Genomic DNA, 23,998 nt, shown 5'->3' with positions numbered 1-23,998 from the left:
CAGATTGACGCTCCTCACGGCCGGATTTCAACCGGAAGCCGCTGTGCGGGCACGCCCGGGCGCTGCTCGCGCCCATAGCGGCCACCCCCGCCCTCACCGACACCCTGCGCACCTGGCTGTCCCTGCACGGCAGCTGGGACCGCACGGCGGTGGCGCTGTCCGTGCACCGCAACACCGTGCGGCAGCGCATCGCGCGGTGCGCGGCGCTGCTGGAGGCGGACCTGGACGACCCGGACGTCCGGATGGAGCTGTGGTTCGCGCTGCGCCGCACCTGACAACCGCGGACCGGTGACCGCGGACCGAGTACCTGTACGGAGTCGTCTGAGTACGTGACGCACATCCCAGCGCGCGATACGCCAGGGACGCCCACGGGGCGCTGCTTCACAATGGGGGGCATGCCGATACCCGGGACACCCAGCCGCGCCGAACTCGTCGAACACCTGGTCGCCACCCGCATCGCGGGCGATGTCGCCACGCCGCGCGAGAACAACCTTTCCCACTACCGCAAGCTGGCGAACGGCGACCGCCACTTCTGGCTCGGCCTGGAGCTCGGCGACCGCTGGACCGACGAGCAGGACGTGCTCGCGGTGATGGCGGAGCGGGTCGGCGTCGACGACGACGCCGAACACCGGTACGGGCAGGACACCATCGACCCGGAGCTGACCGTGTCCGGTCTCGAACGCATGGCCGGGCGGCTGCGCAAGGCGGCGGAGGGGAAGCAGCGGGTGCTGTTCGCCACCGGGCACCCGGGCGGGCTGCTCGACGTGCACCGCGCGACGGCCGCGGCGCTGCGGGCGGCCGGCTGCGAGATCGTGGTCATCCCGGACGGGCTGAGCACGGACGAGGGCTACGTGATGCAGTTCGCGGACGTGGCGATGCTGGAGCACGGTGCCACGCTGTGGCACACCCACTCCGGGGAGCCGATGAAGGCCGTCCTGAGCGCGCTGGAGCGCGAGGGCCGACCGCTGCCCGACCTGGTCGTCGCCGACCACGGCTGGGCGGGCGCCGCGGGCCAGTACGGCGTCGACTCCGTCGGCTACGCCGACTGCAACGACCCGGCCCTGTTCCTCGGCGAGTCCGAGGGCACCGTGCAGGTGACGGTCCCCCTCGACGACCACGTCACCAGCCCCCGCCACTACGACCCGATGACGGCGTATCTGCTGGCGGAGGCCGGTCTGGCGTAGCGGAACACCCTCGCCGGCCGGGGGCGGGGGACACCCACGGCCGGCGAGGGCGGCTGGTGGACGCCGGATCAGTCGACGAACGGAACGGCGTCGGCGGCGTCGGCGTGCCAGTCGGTGGCGATCGGCCGGTCGGCCTTGGCGGTGTCGGGGAGGCGGAGCGTGACGGCGTTCGTCTCGTCACCGGCGACCGAGAGGTGGAGCCGGTCGAACAGGATGCCGTTGTCGTCGGGCGTCCGAGCCGGCTCGGTCAGGAGCGCGGGACGCGGACCACGCCCTCCTGGATGACCGACACCGCGAGACGGCCGTCCTGGGTGTAGATGCGGGCCTGACCGAGGCCCCGGCCGCCGTGGGCCGACGGGGACTGCTGGTCGTACAGCAGCCACTCGTCGGCGCGGAACGGGCGGTGGAACCACATCGCGTGGTCCAGGGACGCGCCGACGACGTCACCGACGGCCCAGCCGCCGCGCCCGTGGGCGAGGAGGACGGAGTCCAGCAGCGTCATGTCGGAGACGTACGTGGCGAGGACGACGTGCAGCAGGGGGTCGTCCGCGAGCTTGCCCTTGGTGCGGAACCACACCTGTGAGTGCGGTTCGCGGGGCTCGCCGAAGCGGCCGTACGGCGGCTCGTCGACGTAGCGCAGGTCGACGGCGGCGCGTGCCTCCGCGAACCGGTTCACCACCTCGGGGGCGAGGTGGGCGTAGCCGCGCAGGCGCTCCTCCGAGGTCGGCAGCGTGTCCGGATCGGGGGACGGCGGCATCGGTTCCTGGTGGTCCAGGCCCTCCTCGTACGTCTGGAAGGACGCCGAGAGGTGGAAGATCGGCTTGCCGTGCTGGACCGCGACCACCCGCCGGGTGGTGAAGGAGCGGCCGTCGCGGATCCGGTCGACGGTGTAGACGATCGGCGCGCCGGGGTCGCCGAGGCGCAGGAAGTACGCGTGCAGGGAGTGGGCGGGCCGGTCCGCGGGGACGGTCCGGCCCGCGGCGACCAGTGCCTGCGCCGCGACCTGCCCGCCGAAGACGCGGGGGACGACGGCGCTGCGGGAGTGGCCGCGGAAGATGTTCTCCTCGATCTGCTCGAGGTCGAGCAGATCGAGGAGTTCCTGGAGTGCCTGACTCATGGCGTCAGTTGTATACGGCAGGGGTTTCGTACGGCTTACAGGCCCATGTCCTTGGCGATGATCGACTTCATGATCTCGCTGGTGCCGCCGTAGATGCGGTTGACCCGGTTGTCCGCGTACAGGCGGGCGATCGGGTACTCGTTCATGTAGCCGTAGCCGCCGTGCAGCTGGAGGCAGCGGTCGATGACGCGGTGGGCGACCTCGGTGCAGAACAGCTTGGCGCCGGCGGCCTCGGCGGGGGTGAGCTCGCCGGCGTCCAGGGCCTCGGTGGCGCGGTCGGCGACGGCCTCGGCGGCGTCCACCTCGGCCTGGCAGGCGGCCAGCTCGAACTTGGTGTTCTGGAAGTGGGCGACCGGCTTGCCGAAGACGGTGCGCTCCTGCACGTACTGCTTGGCGAAGCGGACGGCGGCCTTGGCCTGGGCGTAGGCGCCGAAGGCGATGCCCCAGCGCTCGGAGGCCAGGTTGTGGCCGAGGTAGTAGAAGCCCTTGTTCTCCTCGCCGAGGAGGTCCTCGACCGGCACCTTGACGTCGACGAACGCCAGCTCGGCGGTGTCGGAGGTCTTCAGGCCGAGCTTGTCGAGCTTGCGGCCGACCGAGTAGCCCTCGGACTTGGTGTCCACGGCGAACAGGGAGATGCCGTGGCGGCGGTCCTCGGCCGTCGGGGCGTCGGTGCGGGCGCAGACGATCACCTTGTCGGCGTGGACGCCGCCGGTGATGAAGGTCTTGGCGCCGTTGAGGACGTAGTGGGAGCCGTCCTCGCTCAGCTTGGCGGTGGTCTTCATGCCCGCGAGGTCGGAGCCGGTGCCCGGCTCGGTCATCGCGATGGCCCACATCTCCTCGCCGGAGACGAACTTCGGCAGGAAGCGCTTCTTCTGCTCGTCGGTGGCGAGCATCTTGAGGTAGGGCAGGGCGAGCAGCACGTGCACGCCGGAGCCGCCGAACTGGACGCCCGCGCGGGCGGTCTCCTCGTAGAGGACGGCCTCGAACTTGTGGGTGTCCATGCCCGCGCCGCCGAACTCCTCGGGCACGCTGATGCCGAAGATGCCCAGTTCACCGAGCTTGTAGTAGAAGTCGCGGGGCGCCTGGCCCGCCGCGAACCACTCGTCGTAGACCGGAACGACCTCGGCCTCGATGAAGGCGCGGATGGTCTCCCGGAACGCCTCGTGATCCTCGTTGAAAACCGTACGGCGCACGGGCGCCCACCTCCACGTACCTTGGCATGTCTAAGCGCTTGCTCACGCCAAAGGTACCGGCGAGTATCCACAGCCGTCCAGACGGGAACCCCCGTAACGCTCGTCACTCCGCCGCCGGGTCAGCGCGCCCCCGCCGCCGCGAAGGCGCCCCGGGCCATCCGGTGCAGCAGCTCGGCGGTTCCGGTGCGGCCGGGCAGGGAGCCGGGGCGGGTCAGGTGCGGGGTGGAGTTGAGCAGGCCGAAGACCGAGTGCACCGCCGAGCGGGCGCCCGGTTCGGCCAGCTCCGGGTACAGCTCGCGCACCACCCCCACCCACAGCTCGACGTACTGCCGCTGCAACTGGCGGACCAGCTTGCGGTCGCTGTCCCGGAGGCGGTCCAGCTCACGGTCGTGCAGGGTGATGAGGGGACGGTCGTCGAGCGCGAAGTCGATGTGCCCCTCGATCAGCGAGTCGAGGACCGCCTCGGGGGCCGGCGTCTCCCCGGCCTCCTTCAGCCGCTGCCTCGCGCCGGTCAGCAGCTGGCCGCTGATCCCCACCAGCAGCTCCGCGAGCATCGCGTCCTTGCCCGCGAAGTGCCGGTAGAGCCCGGGGCCGCTGATGCCGACCGCGGCGCCTATCTCGTCGACCCCGACGCCGTGGAAGCCGCGCTCGGCGAAGAGCCGGGCGGCCTCCTTGAGGATCTGCTCGCGGCGGGTGGGGGCGTCCGTCCTGGTGGCCATGAAGACGATTCTAGACAGGAAGGTTAGCGGTCGTTAACCTGGAGGAAGTGCGTTAACGCTCATTAACAAGGTGAGGGGACCCGCAGGATGCATGAGGCACCGGAGCTTCACAGCGCGGCCGATCCCGCGTCGGAGGCCTTTCGGGCCAACGAGGAGGCGCACCGCACCCTCGTCGGAGAGCTGCGCGGCAAGCTGGCCGCGGCGGCGCTCGGCGGCGGCGAGCGGGCGCGGGCACGGCACACCGCGCGCGGGAAGCTGCTCCCGCGCGACCGTGTGGACACGCTCCTCGACCCCGGCTCGCCCTTCCTGGAGCTGGCCCCGCTGGCCGCCGACGGGATGTACGACGGGCAGGCCCCGGCGGCCGGTGTGATCGCCGGGATCGGCCGGGTGAGCGGCCGGGAGTGCGTGGTCGTGGCCAACGACGCCACCGTCAAGGGCGGTACGTACTACCCGATGACGGTGAAGAAGCACCTGCGCGCGCAGGAGGTCGCCCTCGACAACCGGCTCCCCTGCGTCTACCTGGTGGACTCCGGCGGGGCGTTCCTGCCGATGCAGGACGAGGTGTTCCCCGACCGGGACCACTTCGGGCGGATCTTCTACAACCAGGCCCGGATGTCCGGCGCCGGCATCCCGCAGATCGCGGCGGTGCTCGGCTCCTGCACGGCGGGCGGGGCGTACGTCCCGGCGATGAGCGACGAGGCGGTGATCGTCCGGGGCCAGGGCACGATCTTCCTCGGCGGCCCGCCGCTGGTGAAGGCGGCCACCGGTGAGGTGGTCACGGCGGAGGAGCTGGGCGGCGGCGAGGTCCACTCGCGGGTGTCCGGCGTGACCGACCACCTCGCGGAGGACGACGCGCACGCGCTCAGGATCGTGCGCACCATCGTCTCCACGCTCCCCGCGCGGGGCCCCCTCCCCTGGGCCGTCCACCCCGCCGTCGAGCCCAAGGCCGACCCGGCGGGGCTGTACGGTGCGGTGCCGGTCGACTCGCGCACCCCCTACGACGTGCGCGAGGTCATCGCGCGGGTCGTGGACGGCTCCCGTTTCGCGGAGTTCAAGTCCGAGTTCGGGCAGACCCTGGTCACCGGCTTCGCCCGGATCCACGGCCACCCGGTGGGGATCGTCGCCAACAACGGCATCCTGTTCTCCGAGTCCGCCCAGAAGGGCGCCCACTTCATCGAGCTGTGCGACCAGCGCGGCATCCCGCTGGTGTTCCTGCAGAACATCTCGGGCTTCATGGTGGGCCGGGACTACGAAGCGGGCGGTATCGCCAAGCACGGCGCCAAGATGGTCACCGCGGTCGCCTCCACGCGCGTGCCGAAGCTGACGGTGGTGGTCGGCGGGTCCTACGGGGCGGGCAACTACTCGATGTGCGGCCGGGCGTACTCGCCGCGCTTCCTGTGGATGTGGCCCAACGCGAAGATCTCGGTGATGGGCGGCGAGCAGGCGGCCTCCGTCCTCGCGACCGTCAAGCGGGACCAGCTCGAAGGGCGCGGCGAGGAGTGGCCGGCCGAGGACGAGGACGCTTTCAAGGCCCCGATCCGTGCTCAGTACGAGCGTCAGGGCAACGCCTACTACGCGACGGCCCGCCTCTGGGACGACGGCGTGATCGACCCGATGGACACCCGGCAGGTGCTGGGCCTGGCCCTGACCGCGTGCGCCAACGCGCCACTGAGTGACCCTCAGTTCGGCGTCTTCCGGATGTGAGGGGACCCCTGACGATGACTGAGCAGATGTTCGAGACGGTGCTGGTGGCCAACCGGGGCGAGATCGCGGTCCGCGTCATCCGCACCCTGCGGTCGATGGGCGTGCGCTCGGTGGCCGTGTACTCCGACGCGGACGCCGACGCCCGGCACGTCCGGGAGGCCGACACGGCGGTACGGATCGGGCCGGCGGCCGCCGCGGAGAGCTACCTGTCGGCGGAGCGGCTGATCGAGGCCGCCGCCCGCACCGGCGCCCAGGCGGTCCACCCGGGGTACGGCTTCCTCGCCGAGAACGCCGCCTTCGCGCGGGCGTGCGCGGAGGCGGGGCTGGTGTTCATCGGGCCCCCGGCCGACGCGATCTCCCTGATGGGCGACAAGATCCGCGCCAAGGAGACGGTGAAGGCGGCCGGGGTGCCGGTCGTGCCCGGCTCCAGCGGCAGCGGACTGACGGACGGGCAGCTCGCGGACGCCGCCCGCGAGATCGGCGTGCCGGTGCTGCTGAAGCCGTCGGCGGGCGGCGGCGGCAAGGGCATGCGGCTGGTGCGGGACGTGTCGGCGCTGGCCGACGAGATCGCCGCCGCGCGGCGCGAGGCCCGCGCCTCCTTCGGTGACGACACCCTGCTGGTCGAGCGGTGGATCGACCGCCCGCGGCACATCGAGATCCAGGTGCTGGCCGACGGGCACGGGGGCGTGGTGCACCTGGGCGAGCGCGAGTGCTCCCTCCAGCGCCGCCACCAGAAGATCATCGAGGAGGCGCCCAGTGTGCTCCTCGACGAGGAGACCCGGGCCGCGATGGGCGAGGCGGCGGTCCAGGCCGCCCGCTCCTGCGGCTACCGGGGCGCGGGCACGGTGGAGTTCATCGTCCCGGGCAGCGACCCGTCGTCGTACTACTTCATGGAGATGAACACCCGCCTCCAGGTGGAGCACCCCGTCACCGAGCTGATCACGGGCCTCGACCTGGTGGAGTGGCAGCTGCGGGTGGCGGCGGGCGAGCGGCTGGCGTTCGCGCAGGAGGACGTCACGCTCACCGGCCACGCGGTCGAGGCGCGCGTCTGCGCGGAGGACCCGGCGCGCGGCTTCCTCCCCTCCGGCGGCACGGTGCTGAGGCTGCGCGAACCGCAGGGCGACGGGGTGCGCACCGACTCCGGGCTGAGCGAGGGCACGGAGGTCGGCAGCCTCTACGACCCGATGCTGTCCAAGGTGATCGCGTACGGCCCCGACCGTGCGACCGCGCTGCGCAAGCTCCGGGCGGCGCTGGCGGAGACGGTGACGCTGGGCGTGCAGACCAACGCGGGGTTCCTGCGGCGGCTGCTGGCGCATCCGGCGGTGGTGAGCGGCGACATGGACACCGGGCTGGTGGAGCGCGAGGCGGACGGCCTGGTCTCCGCCGACGTGCCCGAGGAGGTGTACGAGGCGGCGGCCGCCGTGCGTCTGGAGGCGCTGCGTCCGCGCGGCGACGGCTGGACGGACCCCTTCTCGGTGCCGGACGGCTGGCGCATGGGCGGCACCCCGAAGCCCGCCACCTTCCACCTGCGCGTCACGGACCCGGTGGAGCACGCGCCGCGCGGCGCCCACACCGTCTCCGGCGACCAGGTGTCGGTGACGCTGGACGGCGTCCGGCACACCTTCCACCGTGCCGCCGACTGGATCGGCCGCGACGGCGACGCCTGGCACGTGCGGGACCACGACCCGGTCGCCGCGTCCCTCACCCGGGCCGGTCAGGCGGGCGCCGACTCGCTGACCGCGCCGATGCCGGGCACGGTGACGGTGGTGAAGGTCGCCGTCGGCGACGAGGTGGCGGCCGGACAGAGCCTGCTGGTGGTGGAGGCGATGAAGATGGAGCACGTCATCTCCGCCCCGCACGCCGGCACGGTCACCGGACTGGACGTGGCCCCGGGCACGACGGTCGCCATGGACCAGGTGCTCGCGGTCATCGCACCCGTGGAGGAGGAGACGGCGTGAACACCCCCGAACTCGGCCTGCCCATGCCCGTACCGGCGGAGGGTCTGCCCGCGCGGGTACGGATCCACGAGGTGGGCGCCCGCGACGGCCTGCAGAACGAGAAGGCGACCGTCCCGACGGCCGTCAAGGCGGAGTTCGTCCGCCGCCTGGCCGCCACCGGTCTGACCACCATCGAGGCGACGAGCTTCGTGCACCCCAAGTGGGTGCCCCAGCTGGCGGACGCGGAGGAGCTGTACCCGGCCGTGTCCGACCTGCCGGTGTCGCTGCCGGTCCTGGTGCCGAACGAGCGCGGCCTGGACCGCGCGCTGGCGCTGGGCGCCCGGCGGGTCGCGGTGTTCGCCAGTGCCACGGAGTCCTTCGCCAAGGCCAACCTCAACCGGACGGTGGACGAGTCGCTGGCGATGTTCGAGCCGGTGGTGGCCCGGGCGAAGGCGGCGGACGTCCATGTCCGCGGCTATCTGTCGATGTGCTTCGGCGACCCGTGGGAGGGCCCGGTCCCGGTCCCCCAGGTGGTGCGGGTGTGCCGGGCGCTGCTGGACATGGGCTGCGACGAGCTGAGCCTGGGCGACACCATCGGGGTGGCCACCCCGGGCCATGTCACGGCCCTGCTCACCGCGCTCACCGAGGCGGACGTCCCCGTGTCCGCGCTCGGTGTGCACTTCCACGACACCTACGGCCAGGCCCTGTCCAACACCCTGGCCGCGCTCCAGCGGGGCGTCACCACGGTCGACGCCTCGGCCGGCGGTCTGGGCGGCTGCCCGTACGCGAAGTCCGCCACCGGCAATCTCGCCACCGAAGACCTCGTGTGGATGCTGCGGGGACTCGGCATCGACACCGGGGTCGATCTCGGCCGTCTGGTCGCCACAAGCGTCTGGATGGCCGCCCACCTGGGCCGGACCAGCCCGTCCCGCACCGTACGAGCCCTCTCCCACCAGGAGTCGTGAACGACATGGACCACAAGCTCTCCCCCGAACTGGAAGAACTCCGCCGCACGGTCGAGGAGTTCGCGCACGACGTGGTGGCGCCGAAGATCGGTGACTTCTACGAGCGGCACGAGTTCCCGTACGAGATCGTGCGGGAGATGGGCCGCATGGGCCTGTTCGGACTGCCGTTCCCGGAGGAGTACGGCGGTATGGGCGGGGACTACTTCGCCCTCGGTGTGGCCCTGGAGGAACTGGCCCGGGTGGACTCCTCGGTGGCCATCACCCTGGAGGCGGGCGTCTCGCTGGGCGCGATGCCGCTGCACCTCTTCGGCACCGAGGAGCAGAAGCGCGAGTGGCTCCCCCGGCTGTGCTCGGGCGAGATACTGGGCGCGTTCGGCCTGACGGAGCCCGACGGCGGCAGCGACGCGGGCGCGACCCGCACCACGGCCCGGCTGGACGAGTCGACGGACGAATGGGTCATCAACGGCACGAAGTGCTTCATCACCAACTCGGGCACGGACATCACCGGGCTGGTCACGGTCACGGCGGTCACCGGTCGCAAGCCCGACGGCAGGCCCCTGATCTCGGCGATCATCGTGCCGTCCGGCACGCCCGGTTTCACGGTGGCGGCCCCGTACTCGAAGGTCGGGTGGAACGCGTCGGACACGCGTGAGCTGTCCTTCGCCGACGTCCGCGTCCCCGCCGCCAACCTCCTCGGCGAAACGGGCCGCGGCTACGCGCAGTTCCTGCGCATCCTGGACGAGGGCCGCATCGCCATCGCCGCGCTGGGCACGGGCCTGGCGCAGGGCTGTGTGGACGAGTCGGTGAAGTACGCCAAGGAGCGGCACGCGTTCGGCCGTCCGATCGGCGCCAACCAGGCGATCCAGTTCAAGATCGCCGACATGGAGATGAAGGCCCACACGTCCCGCCTCGCCTGGCGCGACGCGGCGAGCCGGCTGGTGGCCGGTGAGCCGTTCAAGAAGGAGGCGGCGCTGTCGAAGCTGTACTCCTCCACGGTGGCGGTGGACAACGCCCGGGACGCCACGCAGATCCACGGCGGCTACGGCTTCATGAACGAGTACCCGGTGGCCCGCATGTGGCGCGACTCGAAGATCCTGGAGATCGGCGAGGGCACGAGCGAGGTCCAGCGCATGCTGATCGCACGGGAGTTGGGGCTCACGGGCTGACCCCGTACAACGCCGTGAAGCGGCCCGCGTCCACGGCGGCGCGGGCCGCCGGTCCGCTCACGTGATCCGAATCACGGCGCAGGACCGGCATTTCGACCGTGCGCGAGGGGATGCATACCGGGCGCCCCCTGGACAGATCATGAGGTTAGGCTAACCTAAGCCTGATTCCAGCCAAGGCCGGCTCCGTACGCACGAAAGCAGACCCTGTCATGTCGAACGCCAGAACCGCCCGCTTCTCCCGTCGGGGACTGCTCGCCGCCGGTGGCGCCCTCGGCCTCGGTGCCGTGCTCACCGCCTGTGGGGACGACGACGCGAAGAGCGGCGGCTCCGACACGAAGGGTGCCGGCGACGCCAAGTCCGGTCCGTGGTCCTTCAAGGACGACCGCGGCACCACCGTGAAGCTCGACAAGGTCCCGACGAAGATCGTGGCGTTCACCGGTGTCGCCGCCGCGCTGTACGACTACGGCGTCGAGGTGAAGGGCGTCTTCGGGCCGACGAAAACGACGGACGGCGAAGCAGACGTCCAGGCCGGCGACATGGACGTCAGCAAGCTGACGATCTTCGGCAACAAGTTCGACAGCTTCAACGTCGAGCAGTACGCGGCCTTCGGGCCCGAGGTGCTCATCAGCACGACGTTCGACGAGGCCGGGTCGCTCTGGTACGTCCCCGAGGCGTCCAAGGACAAGATCGCCAAGCTCGCCCCGAGCGTAGCCGTCTCCGTCTACGACCTCCAGCTGCCGAAGCCGCTGCAGCGCATGGCCGAGCTGGCCGAGTCGCTGGGCGCCGACATGAAGGCGGCCCCGGTCGTCGAGGCGAAGAAGAAGTTCGAGGCCGCCGCCGAGCGGCTGCGCAAGGCCGCGAAGGCCCGGCCGGAGATCAGGGTGCTGGCCGGTTCCGCCGCACCGGACGTCTTCTACGTCTCCGGCTCCAACTTCTCCATCGACCTGGAGTACTTCAAGGCCCTCGGCGTGAACATCGTCGAGCCCCCGGAGGAGGCCAAGAAGGCGACCGGCGGCTGGTTCGAGACGCTGAGCTGGGAGAACGTCGACAAGTACCCGGCCGACGTGATCATCATGGACGACCGCGCCTCGACCATCCAGCCCGCCGACATCACCGAGGCGACCTGGAAGCAGCTCCCCGCGGTCAAGGCCGGCCAGGTCATCGCCCGCTCCCCCGAGCCGATCCTGTCCTACGACAAGTGCACGCCGCTGCTGGACAACCTCGCCGAGGCCATCGAGAAGGCCAAGAAGGTCGGCTGAACCCGTCCCCCCTCTCCCCGGAGCCCACAGCCGTGACCACCGCCGTAGCCGCCCCGTTCCGTTTCTTCGCCCTTCAGGTCGCGCGGACGAGGCGGCTCGGCCCGTCCCTGGTCCGGGTCACCTTCACCGGCCCCGAGCTGCGTGACTTCCGCTCCGACGGGCGCGACCAGTCCCTGTCGCTGTTCCTGCCGCAGCCGGGCCAGAGCGAGCCGGTGGTGCCACTGGAACAAGGCTGGGGGTCCCCCCGCTCGAGCGAAGCCGAGAGTGGGGGAGGCTGGTGGCAGGGCTGGCGGGAACTCCCCGACGACGTACGGGCGGTGATGCGCTCGTACACGCTCCGGGAGCTGCGCACCGACGCCGGGGGCCACACCACCGAGGTCGACATCGACTTCGTGCTGCACGGCATCACCGCGCGGGGCGGCGCGTCCGCCGAGGCGGGCCCGGCCTCCCGCTGGGCCGCCCGCGCCGCCGCCGGTGACCGGGTACTGCTGCTCGGCCCCGCGATCGCCGACAACCGGGCGATCCGCTTCCGCCCGCCCGAGGACACCGACCTGGTGCTCCTCTGGGCCGACGAGACCGCTCTGCCCGCCGCCGCGGCCGTCCTGGAGACCCTCCCGGCCGGCACCCGCGCCCGGGTGTGGCTGGAGGTCCCGCACTCCGGGGACGTCCAGGACCTGACGACCGGGGCGGACGCCGAGATCACGTGGCACGTCCGGGAGGGGGCCGCCGCCGGGCCGGCGCGGTCCGCCCCCGGGCCCGGTGAACCGGCCCCGGTCTCCCCCGTGGCCGCGACCGCCCGCATGGGCACGGGCTCTCCCATGGGCACGGGGTCCCCCATGGGCGCGGGCTCCTACTCCCCCATGGCCCTGGACGCCCTCCGGGCCGTCGAACTCCCGCCCGCCGAGCGGCCGTACGTCTGGATCGCCGGGGAGGCCGGCTGTGTGCGGCAGCTGCGGCGGCACTTCGTCGGTGAGCGCGGGATCGACCGTCGGCGGGTGACGTTCGTCGGGTACTGGCGTCACGGGCTGACGGAGGAGCAGTTGTGTGAACAGAGCTGACCAGCACAGGAGTTGACGTACGGTCACGCGCGCCGCGGGAGTGCTCACGGTCACGGCCGGGACGGGAGTCAACTCGTGAAACTTAGGTTAGGCTAACCTAAATTTCACACTGGCCAGCTCCCCGCACCGGACCGTCCCCACCGGAGGACCCCCACATGCGCTCGCACCTGCTCAACGACACCACCGCGGAGCACTACCGTCGCTCCGTGACCGAGGGAGTCGAGCGGGTGGCCGCCAAACTCGCCACCACCACACGGCCGTTCACCGGAGTCACGGCCGACGCCCTCGCCCCCCGCATCGACGCGATCGACCTCGACCGGCCCCTGCACGACACCGCCGCGGCGCTGGACGAACTGGAGGACGTCTACCTCCGGGACGCGGTCTACTTCCACCACCCCCGCTACCTCGCCCACCTCAACTGCCCGGTCGTCATTCCGGCCGTGCTCGGCGAGGCGGTGCTCTCCGCCGTCAACTCCTCCCTGGACACCTGGGACCAGTCGGCCGGCGGCACCCTCATCGAGCGCAGGGTCATCGACTGGACGACCGGCCGCATCGGCCTCGGCCCGGCCGCCGACGGCGTGTTCACCTCCGGCGGCACCCAGTCCAACCTCCAGGCACTGCTGCTGGCCCGCGAGGAGGCCAAGACCGACGACCTCGCGCGGCTGCGCGTCTTCGCCTCCGAGGTCAGCCACTTCAGCGTGCAGAAGTCCGCGAAACTGCTCGGCCTCGGACCGGACGCCGTGGTGTCGATACCCGTCGACCACGACAAGCGGCTGCGGACCGCCGCCCTCGCCCGCGAACTGGAGCGCTGCGCCGAGGCGGGCCTGGTCCCCATGGCCGTCGTCGCCACCGCCGGGACCACCGACTTCGGCTCCATCGACCCGCTCCCCGAGATCGCCGGGCTGTGCGAGCGGTACGGCGCCTGGATGCACGTGGACGCCGCCTACGGCTGCGGACTGCTCGCCTCGCTGAAGTACCGCGACCGCATCGACGGCATCGAGCGCGCCGACTCGGTCACCGTCGACTACCACAAGTCCTTCTTCCAGCCGGTCAGTTCGTCCGCCGTGCTGGTCCGCGACGCGGCCACGCTGCGGCACGCCACCTACCACGCCGAGTACCTCAACCCGCGCCGCATGGTGACCGAGCGCATCCCCAACCAGGTCGACAAGTCCCTGCAGACCACCCGCCGCTTCGACGCCCTCAAGCTGTGGATGACGCTGCGCGTGATGGGCGCCGACGGCATCGGCGAACTCTTCGACGAGGTCTGCGACCTGGCCGCCGAAGGCTGGAGACTGCTGGCCGCCGACCCCCGCTTCGACGTGGTCGTCGAACCGAGCCTCTCCACCCTCGTCTTCCGTCACATCCCCGCGGCCGTCACCGACCCCGCCGAGATCGACCGCGCCAACCTCTACGCCCGCAAGGCCCTGTTCGCCTCCGGTGACGCGGTGGTCGCGGGCACCAAGGTGGCGGGGCGCCACTACCTGAAGTTCACCCTGCTGAACCCCGAGACCACGACGGCCGACATCTCCGCCGTCCTCGATCTGATCGCCGGCCACGCCGAGCAGTACCTGGGAGAGTCCCTTGACCGCGCTTGCTGAAGACCCGCACCCCGCCTACGACTTCGTGGGCATCGGCCTGGGCCCCTTCAACCTCGGCCTCGCCTGCCTCACCGAGCCCATCGACGAACTGAACGGCGTCTTCCTGGAGTCCAAGCCGGACTTCGAATGGCACGCCGGAATGTTCCTCGACGGCGCCCACCTGCAGACGCCGTTCATGTCGGACCTGGTCACCCTCGCCGACCCGACGTCCCCCTACTCCTTCCTCAACTACCTGAAGGAGAAGGGCCGGCTGTACTCGTTCTACATACGCGAGAACTTCTACCCGCTGCGCGTCGAGTACGACGACTACTGCCGCTGGGCCGCCGCCAAGCTGAGCAGCATCCACTTCGGCACCACGGTCACCGAGGTGACGTACGACGAGAGCGACGGCCTGTACACCGTGGCGACGGCGGCCGGTACGGCGTACCGCGCCAGGCACCTGGTGCTCGGCACCGGCACCGTGCCGTTCGTCCCGGAGCCCTGCCGCGGCCTGGACGGGGACCTCTTCCACACCGCGCGGTACATGGGGCGCAAGGCGGAGCTGCTGACGAAGAAGTCGGTCACCGTCGTCGGCAGCGGGCAGAGCGCCGCCGAGATCTACCACGAGCTGCTCTCCGAGATCGACGTCCACGGCTACCAGCTCAACTGGATCACCCGCTCCCCGCGGTTCTTCCCGCTGGAGTACACCAAGCTGACCCTGGAGATGACCTCCCCGGACTACATCGACTACTTCCGCGCGCTGCCCGAGCAGACCCGCTACCGGCTGGAGAAGCAGCAGAAGGGCCTGTTCAAGGGCATCAACTCGGAGCTGATCGACGCGATCTTCGATCTGCTGTACCAGAAGCACGTCGAGAGCGGCGACCGGCCCGTCCCCACCCGGCTGCTCACCAACTCCAGTCTCACCTCGGCACGTCACGAGGACGGGGGCTACACGCTCGGCTTCCACCAGGACGAGCAGGACAAGGACTTCGAGATCCGCACCGAGGGCCTGGTACTGGCCACCGGCTACCACTACGAGCCGCCGGCCTTCCTCGACCCGGTGCGGAGTCGGATCCGCTTCGACGGCCACGGCCGCTTCGACGTGAGCCGTGACTACGCCGTCGACGTCACCGGCCGGGGCATCTTCCTGCAGAACGCCGGCGTCCACACCCACAGCGTCACCAGCCCCGACCTGGGCATGGGCCCGTACCGCAACGCGACCATCATCCGCGAACTGCTGGGCACCGAGTACTACCCGGTCGAGAAGGCCATCGCGTTCCAGGAGTTCGCCGTATGAGCAGCACGGACAGCACGGGCATCGGTACGTTCACCGTCCGCCCGCTGGACCCGCTGAAGGACGCCGGACTGCTGCACCGCTGGGTCACCCACCCCAAGGCGGCGTTCTGGATGATGCAGGACGCGAAGCTCCAGGACGTCGAGCGCGAGTACATGCGCATCGCCGCCCACGAGCACCACCACGCCCACCTGGGTCTGCACGACGGCGAGCCGGCCTTCCTGATGGAGCGGTACGACCCGCGGTACGTCGAACTCACCGGCCTGTACGACCCCGGGCCCGGCGACGTGGGCATGCACTTCCTGGTCGCCCCCACCGACCGCCCGGTCCACGGCTTCACCAGGGCGGTCATCACCGCCGTGATGGAGGAGCTGTTCGCCGACCCGGCCACCCGGCGGGTCGTGGTCGAACCGGACGTGGGCAACAAGGCCGTGCACGCCCTGAACGAGGCCGTGGGCTTCGTGCCCGAGCGGGAGATCGACAAGCCGGAGAAGCGCGCGCTGCTGAGCTTCTGCACGCGCGAACAGTTCGAGGCCGCCCGAGGAGTATCCGTATGACCCTGTCCGACGCCGTGGCACACCTGTCCCCCCACCGCTGGGCGCGGGCCAACCGCCTGCTGATCCGCAAGGCACTCGCCGAGTTCGCGCACGAGCGGCTCCTCACCCCTGAGGCCACCGGCGACGGCCGCTACGCCGTCCAGAGCGACGACGGCCTGACCCGGTACACCTTCACCGCGGCCCTCCGCGCCCTGGACCACTGGCAGGTCGACGCCGACTCGATCACCCGCCACCGGGGAGACGCCGAACTGGAGCTCGCCGCGCTGGACTTCTTCGTCGAGCTGCGGAAGTCCCTGGGCCTGAGCGACGAGGTCCTGCCGGTCTACCTGGAGGAGGTCTCCTCCACCCTGTCGGGCACCTGCTACAAGCTCACCAAGCCCGAGATCACGTCCGCCGAGCTGATCGACGCCGGATTCCAGGCCATCGAGACCGGCATGACCGAGGGCCACCCCTGCTTCGTCGCCAACAACGGACGGCTCGGGTTCGGCGTCCACGAGTACCGCGCGTACGCGCCGGAGACCGCGCACCCGGTGAAGCTGGTGTGGCTGGCCGCCCACCGCTCACGGGCCGCGTTCACGGCCGGCGTCGGGATCGAGTACGAGTCGTTCATCCGCCGGGAGCTGGGCGAGGAGACCGTCGAGGGCTTCCACGCCGTCCTGCGCGAGCAGGACCTGGACCCCGCCGACTACCTCCTGATCCCCGTCCACCCCTGGCAGTGGTGGAACAAGCTCTCGGTCACCTTCGCCGCCGAGGTCGCCCGCCGGCACCTGGTCTGCCTGGGCGAGGGCGACGACGAGTACCTGGCCCAGCAGTCCATCCGTACCTTCTTCAACCGGTCGCACCCGGAGAAGCACTACGTCAAGACGGCCCTGTCGGTCCTCAACATGGGCTTCATGCGCGGACTGTCCGCCGCCTACATGGAGGCGACCCCCGCGATCAACGACTGGCTGGCGCGGCTCATCGACAACGACCCGGTGCTGCGGGCCACCGGGCTGTCGATCATCCGCGAGCGGGCCGCCGTCGGCTACCGGCACCTGGAGTACGAGCAGGCCACGGACCGCTACTCGCCGTACCGCAAGATGCTGGCCGCGCTGTGGCGGGAGAGCCCGGTGCCGTCCCTGGAGGACGGCGAGTCCCTGGCCACCATGGCGTCACTCGTCCACGTCGACCACGAGGGGAGGTCCGTCGCGGGCGCGCTGATCGAGCGCTCGGGCCTCGCCCCCGCCACCTGGCTGCGCCACTACCTCCGGGCCTACTACGTCCCGCTCCTGCACAGCTTCTACGCCTACGACCTGGTGTACATGCCGCACGGCGAGAACGTGATCCTCGTCCTGGCGGACGGGGTGGTGAAGCGGGCGGTCTACAAGGACATCGCCGAGGAGATCGCGGTGATGGACCCGGACGCGGTACTGCCGCCGGAGGTCGGCCGCATCCGGGTGGAGGTCCCGGACGACACGAAGCTCCTGTCGGTCTTCACGGACGTCTTCGACTGCTTCTTCCGCTTCCTCGCCGCGAACCTGGCCGAGGAGGGTGTCCTGGACGAGGACGCCTTCTGGCGCACGGTCGCGGAGATCACCCGCGAGTACCAGGCATCGGTCCCCGAACTCGCCGACAGGTTCACCCGGTACGACATGTTCGCCAAGGAGTTCGCCCTGTCCTGCCTGAACCGCCTCCAGCTCCGCGACAACAAGCAGATGGTCGACCTCGCGGACCCCTCCGGCGCCCTCCAGCTGATCGGCACCCTGAAGAACCCCCTCGCGGAGTTCTGACCCTCGAACAGGCGGGCGCCCCGGGGACGGTCCTCCGGAACGCCCGCCGGCGGCCGGGTGCGCGTAGTACTCCTGGGAGAGTCAGTCCTGTCCGAAGTCAGCCTGTCCGATCTTCCGGAGTCACCGATGGCCGTTCGCCGTGTCGTACCCACCATTCAGTCCGAGGCCGTGCAGGAGAGCCGGGAGTTCTACGGCCGGCTGGGTCTCGAGGAGGTCATGAACCACGGCTGGATCATGACGCTGGCGTCCCCGTCCCATCCGGGGGCGCAGGTCAGTGTGATGTCCGGCGACAGGACCGCGCCGGTCGACCCGGACCTGAGCATCGAGGTGGACGATGTGGACGCGGCCTACGCCGTCATGCGGGAGGGGGGCGCGGAGATCGTTCACCCGCTGCAGGACGAGGAGTGGGGGGTACGGCGGTTCTTCGTCCGTGACCCCAGCGGCCGCGTGGTCAATGTGCTCGGGCACCGCTGACACCAGCGCCAGAGTGGTACAGACCACCCTCCCGCGGTCCCGATGGAACAATCCCCCCCATGGTGGAAATCATCCAGAAGGACGGTACGTGGACCTTCGACGGGCAGGCCCTGCGACTGACTCCCGGCCGGGACAGGAATGTCGGCCTGCTGCGCAGGACCTTGGGTGAACTGGTAGTGCCTCTCGAGGCGTTGGCGGGAATATCGTTCGAGCAGGGCAAGAAGGCGGGGCGGCTCAGGCTGCGGCTGCGGGACGGCGCCGACCCTCCCCCACTGCCTGAACGGCGTGGGGGGGGACCCCCACCTGCTCGCGGCCCGGGGCCGGCTCACCGAGCCGCACGACCCCTACCAGCTGACCGTCGAACCCGACCGCCACGGGGTCGCCGAGTACTTCACCGAGGAGGTGCGCACCGCCCTGCTCCTCGACCAGGTCCCCGCCGGGCCGGTCACCGCGTATCTGCTGCCCGGACCGTCCGTGCCGCTGTCCGTCTCCGCCGGGGACGGCACGGTGAGCTTCGACGGCGAGCGCGTCCGGCTGGAGTGGAACTGGAAGACGGAGGACGCCAAGGCCGCCGCCGGCACCCGCACGCTCGCGCTGACTGATCTGATCGCCGTGGAGTGGCAGCCCGCGTCCGGCCTGGAGAACGGGCACCTCCGCTTCGTCGCGCGGCACGCCCCCACCAAGGCCCCGGCCAAGTACGACCCCAACTCGGTGGAGCTGTGGGGCTTCAAGAAGGACCCGCTGATGGCGCTGGTCGCCGCCGCCGTGCAGGCCCGCCTCCCGCACCCGGCCGCACCCGCCGGCGACGTCGTCGCGCCGGGGGAACCGGACACCGGCCCGCAACCGGCCCCCACCCCCTCCGGGGACGATCACGACGCCCTGCTCCGCCGGCTCCGGGAGCTGGGCGAGCTGCACCGGTCCGGCGTGCTCACCGACGAGAAGTTCACCCTCGCCAAACAGGCGATTCTGAAGAATATGTGACCGCATCCGGACAGTCGAGCGGGCCCCCTGCCCGATATCGGGCACGTTTCTTGCGAATCGGCCGCCGGTACCTCAGGATCATCGGGTGCACGACGAACTCGTTGATCATCTGACGCGGTCCACGCCCCTCAGCCGGGGCGAGGCACTGCGGGTGATCCAGGACGTGCTCGCCTACTTCGACGAGACGACCGAGGAGTACGTCCGTCGCCGCCACCGCGAGCTCCAGGCCCAGGGCCTGGTGAACGCGACGATCTTCGAACGGATCGAGGCGGACCTCAGATACCGAGCGGTGGCGCCGCCCGAGCTCTCGCTCCGGCAGCTGCGCCGCATCGTCTACGGCTAGGAACCTACGTATATGTGCGGAATCGTCGGATACATCGGCAGGCGTGAGGTCGCCCCCCTGCTGATCGAGGGCCTGCAGCGCCTGGAGTACCGCGGCTACGACTCGGCGGGCATCGCCGTGACGTCCCCGAAGACGGCCGGCCTGAAGATGGTCAAGGCCAAGGGCCGGGTGCGTGACCTCGAGGCCAGGGTCCCGGCGCGCTTCAAGGGCACCACCGGCATCGCCCACACCCGCTGGGCCACCCACGGCGCCCCCTCCGACGTGAACGCCCACCCGCACCTGGACGCCGAGGGCAAGGTCGCCGTCGTCCACAACGGCATCATCGACAACGCCTCCGACCTGCGCCGCAAGCTGGAGGCGGACGGCGTCGAGTTCCTCTCCGAGACGGACACCGAGGTCCTCACCCACCTCATCGCCCGTTCGCAGGCGGAGAAGCTGGAGAACAAGGTCCGCGAGACCGTGCGTCTCATCGAGGGCACCTACGGCATCGCCGTCCTGCACGCCGACTTCCCCGACCGCATCGTCGTGGCCCGCAACGGCTCCCCGGTCGTCCTCGGCATCGGTGAGAAGGAGATGTTCGTCGCCTCCGACATCGCCGCGCTGGTCGCCCACACCCGGCAGATAGTCACCCTCGACGACGGCGAGATGGCCACCCTCAAGGCCGACGACTTCCGCACCTACACCACCGAGGGCACCCGTACGACCGCCGAGCCGACCACCGTGGAGTGGGAGGCGGCCTCGTACGACATGGGCGGCCACGACACGTACATGCACAAGGAGATCCACGAGCAGGCGGAGGCCGTGGACCGCGTGCTGCGCGGCCGGATCGACGACCGCTTCTCCACCGTGCACCTCGGCGGCCTCAACCTGGACGCCCGTGAGGCGCGCCGGATCCGCCGGGTGAAGATCCTCGGCTGCGGCACCTCGTACCACGCCGGCATGATCGGCGCGCAGATGATCGAGGAGCTGGCCCGCATCCCCGCCGACGCCGAGCCGGCCTCCGAGTTCCGCTACCGCAACGCGGTCGTGGACCCCGACACCCTGTACGTCGCGGTCTCCCAGTCCGGTGAGACGTACGACGTGCTGGCCGCCGTGCAGGAGCTCAAGCGCAAGGGCGCGCGGGTGCTGGGCGTGGTCAACGTCGTCGGCTCCGCGATCGCCCGCGAGGCGGACGGCGGCGTCTACGTGCACGCCGGCCCCGAGGTCTGCGTGGTGTCCACCAAGTGCTTCACCAACACCACGGTCGCCTTCGCCCTGCTCGCCCTGCACCTGGGCCGCACCCGTGACCTGTCGGTGCGCGACGGCAAGCGCATCATCGAGGGCCTGCGCCGCCTCCCCGGCCAGATCGCCGAGATCATGGAGCAGGAGGAGGAGATCAAGAAGCTGGCCCTGCAGTACGCCGAGGCCCGCTCGATGCTCTTCATCGGCCGTGTCCGGGGCTACCCGGTGGCCCGTGAGGCCTCCCTGAAGCTCAAGGAGGTCTCCTACATCCACGCCGAGGCCTACCCGGCCTCCGAGCTCAAGCACGGCCCGCTGGCGCTGATCGAGCCGGCACTGCCCACCGTCGCGATCGTCCCGGACGACGACCTGCTGGAGAAGAACCGCGCGGCGATGGAGGAGATCAAGGCCCGCAGCGGCCAGATCGTCGCGGTCGCCCACCAGGACCAGGAGAAGGCCGACCACACGCTCCTCGTCCCCAAGAACGAGGACGAACTCGACCCCATCCTGATGGGTATCCCCCTCCAACTCCTGGCCTACCACACGGCGTTGGCCCTCGGCCGCGACATCGACAAGCCCCGCAACCTCGCCAAGTCGGTCACGGTCGAATAGAACCCCGCAGAAACCCAACCGCTGCGCTGCCCCACCCCCCGGAGCAGCGCAGCACCCCACCCGGGGCGCAGGAGTGACGAGGCCCCACCCCACCCCCCCAGGGGCGCGGGGAACTGCGCAACCAGCCCGCACCCACCCGCACAGACCGAACCCCGGGCACGGACGGGCCGCGCGTCCCGCCACCCCACCCGCACAGACCGGGGCCGGGGCCGGGGCCACTGAACACTTACGGAATAACGACGACCGGCCGCTGCGCCCGCTTCGCCAGCCTCCCGGCAACGGACCCGAAAAGCCGCCCCACGAGACCGTGGGTGGAACCCACGACAATCGCGTCGGCGGAGTACTCCCGCCCCACCTCTTCGAGTTCGTGGCAGATGTCCCCGCCACGCTCGACCAGGATCCACGGCACCTCGGCCAGATAGTCCGCACAGGCGAGCTCGAGTCCGAGCACCTCCGTGCGGTGGTCCGGGACGTCCACGAAGACCGGGGGTTCGCACCCCGCCCAGACCGTCGTGGGCAGCCGGTTGGCGACATGGACGATGATCAGACCCGAGCCGAATCGCCGCGCCATGCCGATCGCGTAGGCGAGGGCCCGTTCACTGGAGGTGGAGCCGTCGAAGCCGACGACCACCCCGTGCCGGAAGGCGGGGTCGCAGGGATGGCGTGATTGCTCCGCCGCCAGGGGTTCGGCCGCCGTGGGATCGGCGACCGGCCGCTTGCGGTCCGCTGGTTCGAAGAATTCGTGACCGGCCATGGCTGTCTCGGGAGTGTGATCCTTCTGTGGGGGACGACAGTGTGCGGCGGAGCTGTGTCCGGGAATGGTCTTCCCAACCCCATACCCCCAAGGGTACGGCGCCACGCCTCCTTAGCCCAGACCCGCGCTCACCGGCAGGCGGGTTCCCCGGAGCATGCCCGAGGGGCCGCCCGTCACGCAATGGTTGCTGCCTTGTACAGATGGTTTGCGCGGACGGTTTGCGCGGGCTTCGCCCAGCCATGAGAGTAGGCCCTTCCCGGGTGTCCGCCCCGCGCCCGCGGTGACCGACGAGCCGACCGTGCGTTGTACCCCGTGAGCCACACCACAGGGAGCATCCCATGTCCGGACCCGGCCCCACCCCCGAGCGGGACCGTGCGACCGCACCCTCCCGGAACCCGGTGGGCGTGGTCGTCCGCTGGGCGGCGTTCGGCTGCCTGCTGGTGCCGGTGACCCTGCTGTGGTGCGGCTCCTCGGCCGCGGGGGCCGTCGGTGCGGCCGCCGGCCCGGCAACCGTCACGGGCGTCTGCCGGCTGCTGATGCGACGCTCCCAGCGGGTCGCCGCACGGCCGCCGTCCGGGGAGCGGCAGCCCCGGCGGGACCCGTGTCGGCGGGCCGGAACCGGGGCACGAGAGGGCCTGCCGCACAATGGCGGGGACACACCGGTCGGCTGACCGGTTTCCGTGCTCGCGCCCGTATCTTTTCAGCCAACTTCCGGACAGCGTACGGCCCCTGTCCCGACGACCCCCCAACCCCCGTTCGACCTGCACGGAAAGGGTGCCTCGAGCCCCGCGCACCCTACGGGGATTGGCCACCGCGACGAGGCGCACTTCCCTGCACGCCCCGCGAGTGCAACGCTTCGTGATCGAATGCTTTACGCCAAGTTGCCAAGTCGACAATGTGCCGAGTGACGAACTCGCCACCCGAGCACAACCGGACACAGTAGATTCGATCTTGACGTCGTACGGCGGGGGACTCGTGCAGGACCGAGGGGAAACGTGCAGGAGCGACACAACCGAGGAGCCGCGACCACCGAGGGGGGCTTAGCAGTATGAGCCACGACTCCACTGCCGCGCCGGAAACCGCGGCCCGGAAACTCTCCGGGCGACGCCGCAAGGAGATCGTCGCGGTGCTGCTGTTCAGCGGCGGCCCCATCTTCGAGAGTTCCATACCGCTGTCGGTGTTCGGGGTTGACCGCCAGGACGCCGGCGTACCGCGCTACCGCCTGCTGGTGTGCGGGGGCGAGGACGGCCCGCTGCGGACCACAGGGGGCCTGGAGCTCACCGCGCCACATGGCCTGGAGGCGATATCCCGGGCGGGCACCGTCGTGGTGCCGGCCTGGCGTTCCATCACCTCGCCGCCACCCGAGGAATCGCTCGACGCGCTGCGCCGGGCCCATGAGGAAGGCGCCCGCATCGTCGGGCTGTGCACCGGCGCCTTCGTCCTCGCGGCGGCGGGACTGCTGGACAGCCGGCCCGCGACCACACACTGGATGTACGCGCCGACGCTGGCGAAACGCTATCCGTCGGTGCACGTCGACCCGCGGGAACTCTTCGTGGACGACGGGGACGTGCTGACGTCGGCGGGCACCGCGGCCGGCATCGACCTGTGCCTGCACATCGTGCGGACGGACCACGGCAACGAGGCGGCCGGCGCGCTCGCCCGCCGCCTGGTGGTACCGCCGCGCCGCAGTGGCGGTCAGGAGCGCTACCTCGACCGGTCCTTACCGGAGGAGATCGGCGCCGACCCCCTCGCGGAGGTCGTCGCCTGGGCGCTGGAGCACCTCCACGAGCAGTTCGACGTGGAGACGCTGGCGGCACGCGCGTACATGAGCCGTCGTACCTTCGACCGCCGCTTCCGCTCGCTGACCGGCAGCGCGCCGCTGCAGTGGCTGATCACCCAGCGGGTGCTCCAGGCGCAGCGGCTGCTGGAGACGTCGGACTACTCGGTGGACGAGGTGGCCGGGCGTTGCGGCTTCCGTTCACCGGTCGCGCTGCGCGGGCACTTCCGGCGCCAGCTGGGTTCGTCCCCGGCCGCCTACCGGGCCGCGTACCGCGCGCGGCGTCCGCAGGCCGACCGGAACCAGGACAGCGAGGCCGCCGCGCACGGACAGGGGCCCG

At 70.9% G+C, this 23,998-nt stretch carries 21 protein-coding genes and 2 pseudogenes; 19 read left to right on the top strand and 4 right to left on the bottom strand.

The genetic code is table 11. The features are described 5' to 3' along the window. Positions 1–50: 50 nt before the first annotated feature. A pseudogene (locus B9S61_RS07465) lies at positions 51–275 on the top strand (helix-turn-helix domain-containing protein); the annotation flags it as partial. 120 nt (positions 276–395) lie between these two features. Beyond that, the gene (locus B9S61_RS07460; protein ID WP_103541532.1) at positions 396–1,184 is read left to right on the top strand and encodes a phosphatase; all 789 of its coding nucleotides are present in this window, start codon (positions 396–398) and stop codon (positions 1,182–1,184) included. A gap of 247 nt (positions 1,185–1,431) precedes the next feature. On the opposite strand, the gene B9S61_RS07455 is transcribed toward B9S61_RS07460, so the two are convergent. From B9S61_RS07455 to B9S61_RS07445, 3 genes are all read right to left on the bottom strand, one after another. Next, complete coding sequence (locus B9S61_RS07455) at positions 1,432–2,301, bottom strand: acyl-CoA thioesterase II (protein WP_103541531.1); 870 nt, start codon at positions 2,299–2,301, stop codon at positions 1,432–1,434. A 35-nt stretch (positions 2,302–2,336) separates the two neighbouring features. Further along, entirely contained in the window at positions 2,337–3,494 is a 1,158-nt protein-coding gene (locus B9S61_RS07450; protein WP_103541530.1) for an acyl-CoA dehydrogenase family protein, read from the bottom strand. 119 nt (positions 3,495–3,613) lie between these two features. After that, a complete protein-coding gene (locus tag B9S61_RS07445; protein ID WP_103541529.1) occupies positions 3,614–4,213 on the bottom strand; it encodes a TetR/AcrR family transcriptional regulator in 600 nt (199 codons plus the stop codon). A gap of 87 nt (positions 4,214–4,300) precedes the next feature. Between B9S61_RS07445 and B9S61_RS07440 the strand changes: the two genes are divergently transcribed. The 15 genes and pseudogenes from B9S61_RS07440 to glmS all read left to right on the top strand — a co-directional run bounded on the left by B9S61_RS07440 (position 4,301) and on the right by glmS (position 21,127). Beyond that, complete coding sequence (locus B9S61_RS07440; RefSeq protein ID WP_103541528.1) at positions 4,301–5,917, top strand: carboxyl transferase domain-containing protein; 1,617 nt, start codon at positions 4,301–4,303, stop codon at positions 5,915–5,917. A 26-nt stretch (positions 5,918–5,943) separates the two neighbouring features. Beyond that, complete coding sequence (locus B9S61_RS07435; RefSeq protein WP_103541527.1) at positions 5,944–7,875, top strand: acetyl-CoA carboxylase biotin carboxylase subunit; 1,932 nt, start codon at positions 5,944–5,946, stop codon at positions 7,873–7,875. Next, positions 7,872–8,819, top strand: a complete 948-nt coding sequence (locus B9S61_RS07430) for a hydroxymethylglutaryl-CoA lyase (RefSeq protein ID WP_103541526.1) — start codon at positions 7,872–7,874, stop codon at positions 8,817–8,819. The genes B9S61_RS07435 and B9S61_RS07430 overlap by 4 nt, the downstream gene beginning before the upstream one ends. A gap of 5 nt (positions 8,820–8,824) precedes the next feature. Further along, positions 8,825–9,985 carry an acyl-CoA dehydrogenase family protein gene (locus tag B9S61_RS07425; protein ID WP_103541534.1) on the top strand — a complete coding sequence of 387 codons (1,161 nt, stop codon included), beginning with the start codon at positions 8,825–8,827 and terminating at the stop codon, positions 9,983–9,985. 209 nt (positions 9,986–10,194) lie between these two features. Next, complete coding sequence (locus tag B9S61_RS07420; protein ID WP_103541525.1) at positions 10,195–11,244, top strand: ABC transporter substrate-binding protein; 1,050 nt, start codon at positions 10,195–10,197, stop codon at positions 11,242–11,244. A 32-nt stretch (positions 11,245–11,276) separates the two neighbouring features. After that, positions 11,277–12,302 carry a siderophore-interacting protein gene (locus B9S61_RS07415; RefSeq protein WP_103541524.1) on the top strand — a complete coding sequence of 342 codons (1,026 nt, stop codon included), beginning with the start codon at positions 11,277–11,279 and terminating at the stop codon, positions 12,300–12,302. 155 nt (positions 12,303–12,457) lie between these two features. Then, the gene (gene desA / locus B9S61_RS07410) at positions 12,458–13,900 is read left to right on the top strand and encodes a lysine decarboxylase DesA (RefSeq protein ID WP_103541523.1); all 1,443 of its coding nucleotides are present in this window, start codon (positions 12,458–12,460) and stop codon (positions 13,898–13,900) included. Further along, positions 13,884–15,176, top strand: a complete 1,293-nt coding sequence (locus B9S61_RS07405) for a lysine N(6)-hydroxylase/L-ornithine N(5)-oxygenase family protein (protein ID WP_103541522.1) — start codon at positions 13,884–13,886, stop codon at positions 15,174–15,176. Before desA ends, B9S61_RS07405 begins: the two co-directional genes overlap by 17 nt. Then, complete coding sequence (locus B9S61_RS07400) at positions 15,173–15,730, top strand: GNAT family N-acetyltransferase (RefSeq protein WP_103541521.1); 558 nt, start codon at positions 15,173–15,175, stop codon at positions 15,728–15,730. The genes B9S61_RS07405 and B9S61_RS07400 overlap by 4 nt, the downstream gene beginning before the upstream one ends. Next, positions 15,727–17,499: an IucA/IucC family siderophore biosynthesis protein gene (locus tag B9S61_RS07395; RefSeq protein ID WP_103541520.1), complete on the top strand. Its 1,773-nt coding sequence runs from the start codon at positions 15,727–15,729 to the stop codon at positions 17,497–17,499. Before B9S61_RS07400 ends, B9S61_RS07395 begins: the two co-directional genes overlap by 4 nt. Before the next feature lie 126 nt (positions 17,500–17,625). Further along, the gene (locus B9S61_RS07390; protein WP_103541519.1) at positions 17,626–17,973 is read left to right on the top strand and encodes a VOC family protein; all 348 of its coding nucleotides are present in this window, start codon (positions 17,626–17,628) and stop codon (positions 17,971–17,973) included. 59 nt (positions 17,974–18,032) lie between these two features. Then, positions 18,033–18,179: pseudogene (locus B9S61_RS43415) on the top strand (DUF4429 domain-containing protein); the annotation flags it as partial. 79 nt (positions 18,180–18,258) lie between these two features. Then, positions 18,259–18,954: a DUF4429 domain-containing protein gene (locus B9S61_RS07385; RefSeq protein ID WP_374936193.1), complete on the top strand. Its 696-nt coding sequence runs from the start codon at positions 18,259–18,261 to the stop codon at positions 18,952–18,954. 85 nt (positions 18,955–19,039) lie between these two features. Beyond that, positions 19,040–19,297, top strand: coding sequence for a hypothetical protein (locus B9S61_RS07380; protein ID WP_030869322.1), 258 nt, complete (start codon positions 19,040–19,042; stop codon positions 19,295–19,297). A gap of 12 nt (positions 19,298–19,309) precedes the next feature. Further along, complete coding sequence (gene glmS / locus B9S61_RS07375) at positions 19,310–21,127, top strand: glutamine--fructose-6-phosphate transaminase (isomerizing) (RefSeq protein WP_103541518.1); 1,818 nt, start codon at positions 19,310–19,312, stop codon at positions 21,125–21,127. A 226-nt stretch (positions 21,128–21,353) separates the two neighbouring features. On the opposite strand, the gene B9S61_RS07370 is transcribed toward glmS, so the two are convergent. After that, on the bottom strand, positions 21,354–21,881 hold the full coding sequence (locus B9S61_RS07370; protein WP_103541517.1) for a universal stress protein: 528 nt from the start codon (positions 21,879–21,881) through the stop codon (positions 21,354–21,356). 338 nt (positions 21,882–22,219) lie between these two features. On the opposite strand from B9S61_RS07370, the gene B9S61_RS07365 reads away from it, so the two are divergent. Both B9S61_RS07365 and B9S61_RS07360 read left to right on the top strand, forming a co-directional pair. Further along, positions 22,220–22,552, top strand: coding sequence for a hypothetical protein (locus tag B9S61_RS07365; RefSeq protein ID WP_181007284.1), 333 nt, complete (start codon positions 22,220–22,222; stop codon positions 22,550–22,552). 377 nt (positions 22,553–22,929) lie between these two features. Continuing rightward, positions 22,930–23,998 (top strand): helix-turn-helix domain-containing protein (locus tag B9S61_RS07360; protein ID WP_103541516.1); only part of this gene is annotated, 1,069 nt, incomplete at its 3' end.

Origin of the sequence: Streptomyces sp. SM1 (assembly GCF_002910825.1) — a bacterium.
Lineage (GTDB): Bacteria > Actinomycetota > Actinomycetes > Streptomycetales > Streptomycetaceae > Streptomyces > Streptomyces okerensis.
The sequence above is the reverse complement of the archived record's forward strand: the minus strand, read 5'-3'. Positions and strand labels throughout refer to the sequence as shown.

What these genes read in the sequence shown, in the direction of transcription:
- glmS (WP_103541518.1), top strand. Translation starts at nt 19,310, where the DNA reads ATGTGCGGAATCGTCGGATACATCGGCAGGCGTGAGGTCGCCCCCCTG.
- B9S61_RS07370 (WP_103541517.1), bottom strand. Translation starts at nt 21,881, where the DNA reads ATGGCCGGTCACGAATTCTTCGAACCAGCGGACCGCAAGCGGCCGGTC.
- B9S61_RS07435 (WP_103541527.1), top strand. Translation starts at nt 5,944, where the DNA reads ATGTTCGAGACGGTGCTGGTGGCCAACCGGGGCGAGATCGCGGTCCGC.
- B9S61_RS07400 (WP_103541521.1), top strand. Translation starts at nt 15,173, where the DNA reads ATGAGCAGCACGGACAGCACGGGCATCGGTACGTTCACCGTCCGCCCG.
- desA (WP_103541523.1), top strand. Translation starts at nt 12,458, where the DNA reads ATGCGCTCGCACCTGCTCAACGACACCACCGCGGAGCACTACCGTCGC.
- B9S61_RS07455 (WP_103541531.1), bottom strand. Translation starts at nt 2,301, where the DNA reads ATGAGTCAGGCACTCCAGGAACTCCTCGATCTGCTCGACCTCGAGCAG.
- B9S61_RS07390 (WP_103541519.1), top strand. Translation starts at nt 17,626, where the DNA reads ATGGCCGTTCGCCGTGTCGTACCCACCATTCAGTCCGAGGCCGTGCAG.
- B9S61_RS07460 (WP_103541532.1), top strand. Translation starts at nt 396, where the DNA reads ATGCCGATACCCGGGACACCCAGCCGCGCCGAACTCGTCGAACACCTG.
- B9S61_RS07420 (WP_103541525.1), top strand. Translation starts at nt 10,195, where the DNA reads ATGTCGAACGCCAGAACCGCCCGCTTCTCCCGTCGGGGACTGCTCGCC.
- B9S61_RS07440 (WP_103541528.1), top strand. Translation starts at nt 4,301, where the DNA reads ATGCATGAGGCACCGGAGCTTCACAGCGCGGCCGATCCCGCGTCGGAG.
- B9S61_RS07395 (WP_103541520.1), top strand. Translation starts at nt 15,727, where the DNA reads ATGACCCTGTCCGACGCCGTGGCACACCTGTCCCCCCACCGCTGGGCG.
- B9S61_RS07445 (WP_103541529.1), bottom strand. Translation starts at nt 4,213, where the DNA reads ATGGCCACCAGGACGGACGCCCCCACCCGCCGCGAGCAGATCCTCAAG.
- B9S61_RS07365 (WP_181007284.1), top strand. Translation starts at nt 22,220, where the DNA reads ATGTCCGGACCCGGCCCCACCCCCGAGCGGGACCGTGCGACCGCACCC.
- B9S61_RS07425 (WP_103541534.1), top strand. Translation starts at nt 8,825, where the DNA reads ATGGACCACAAGCTCTCCCCCGAACTGGAAGAACTCCGCCGCACGGTC.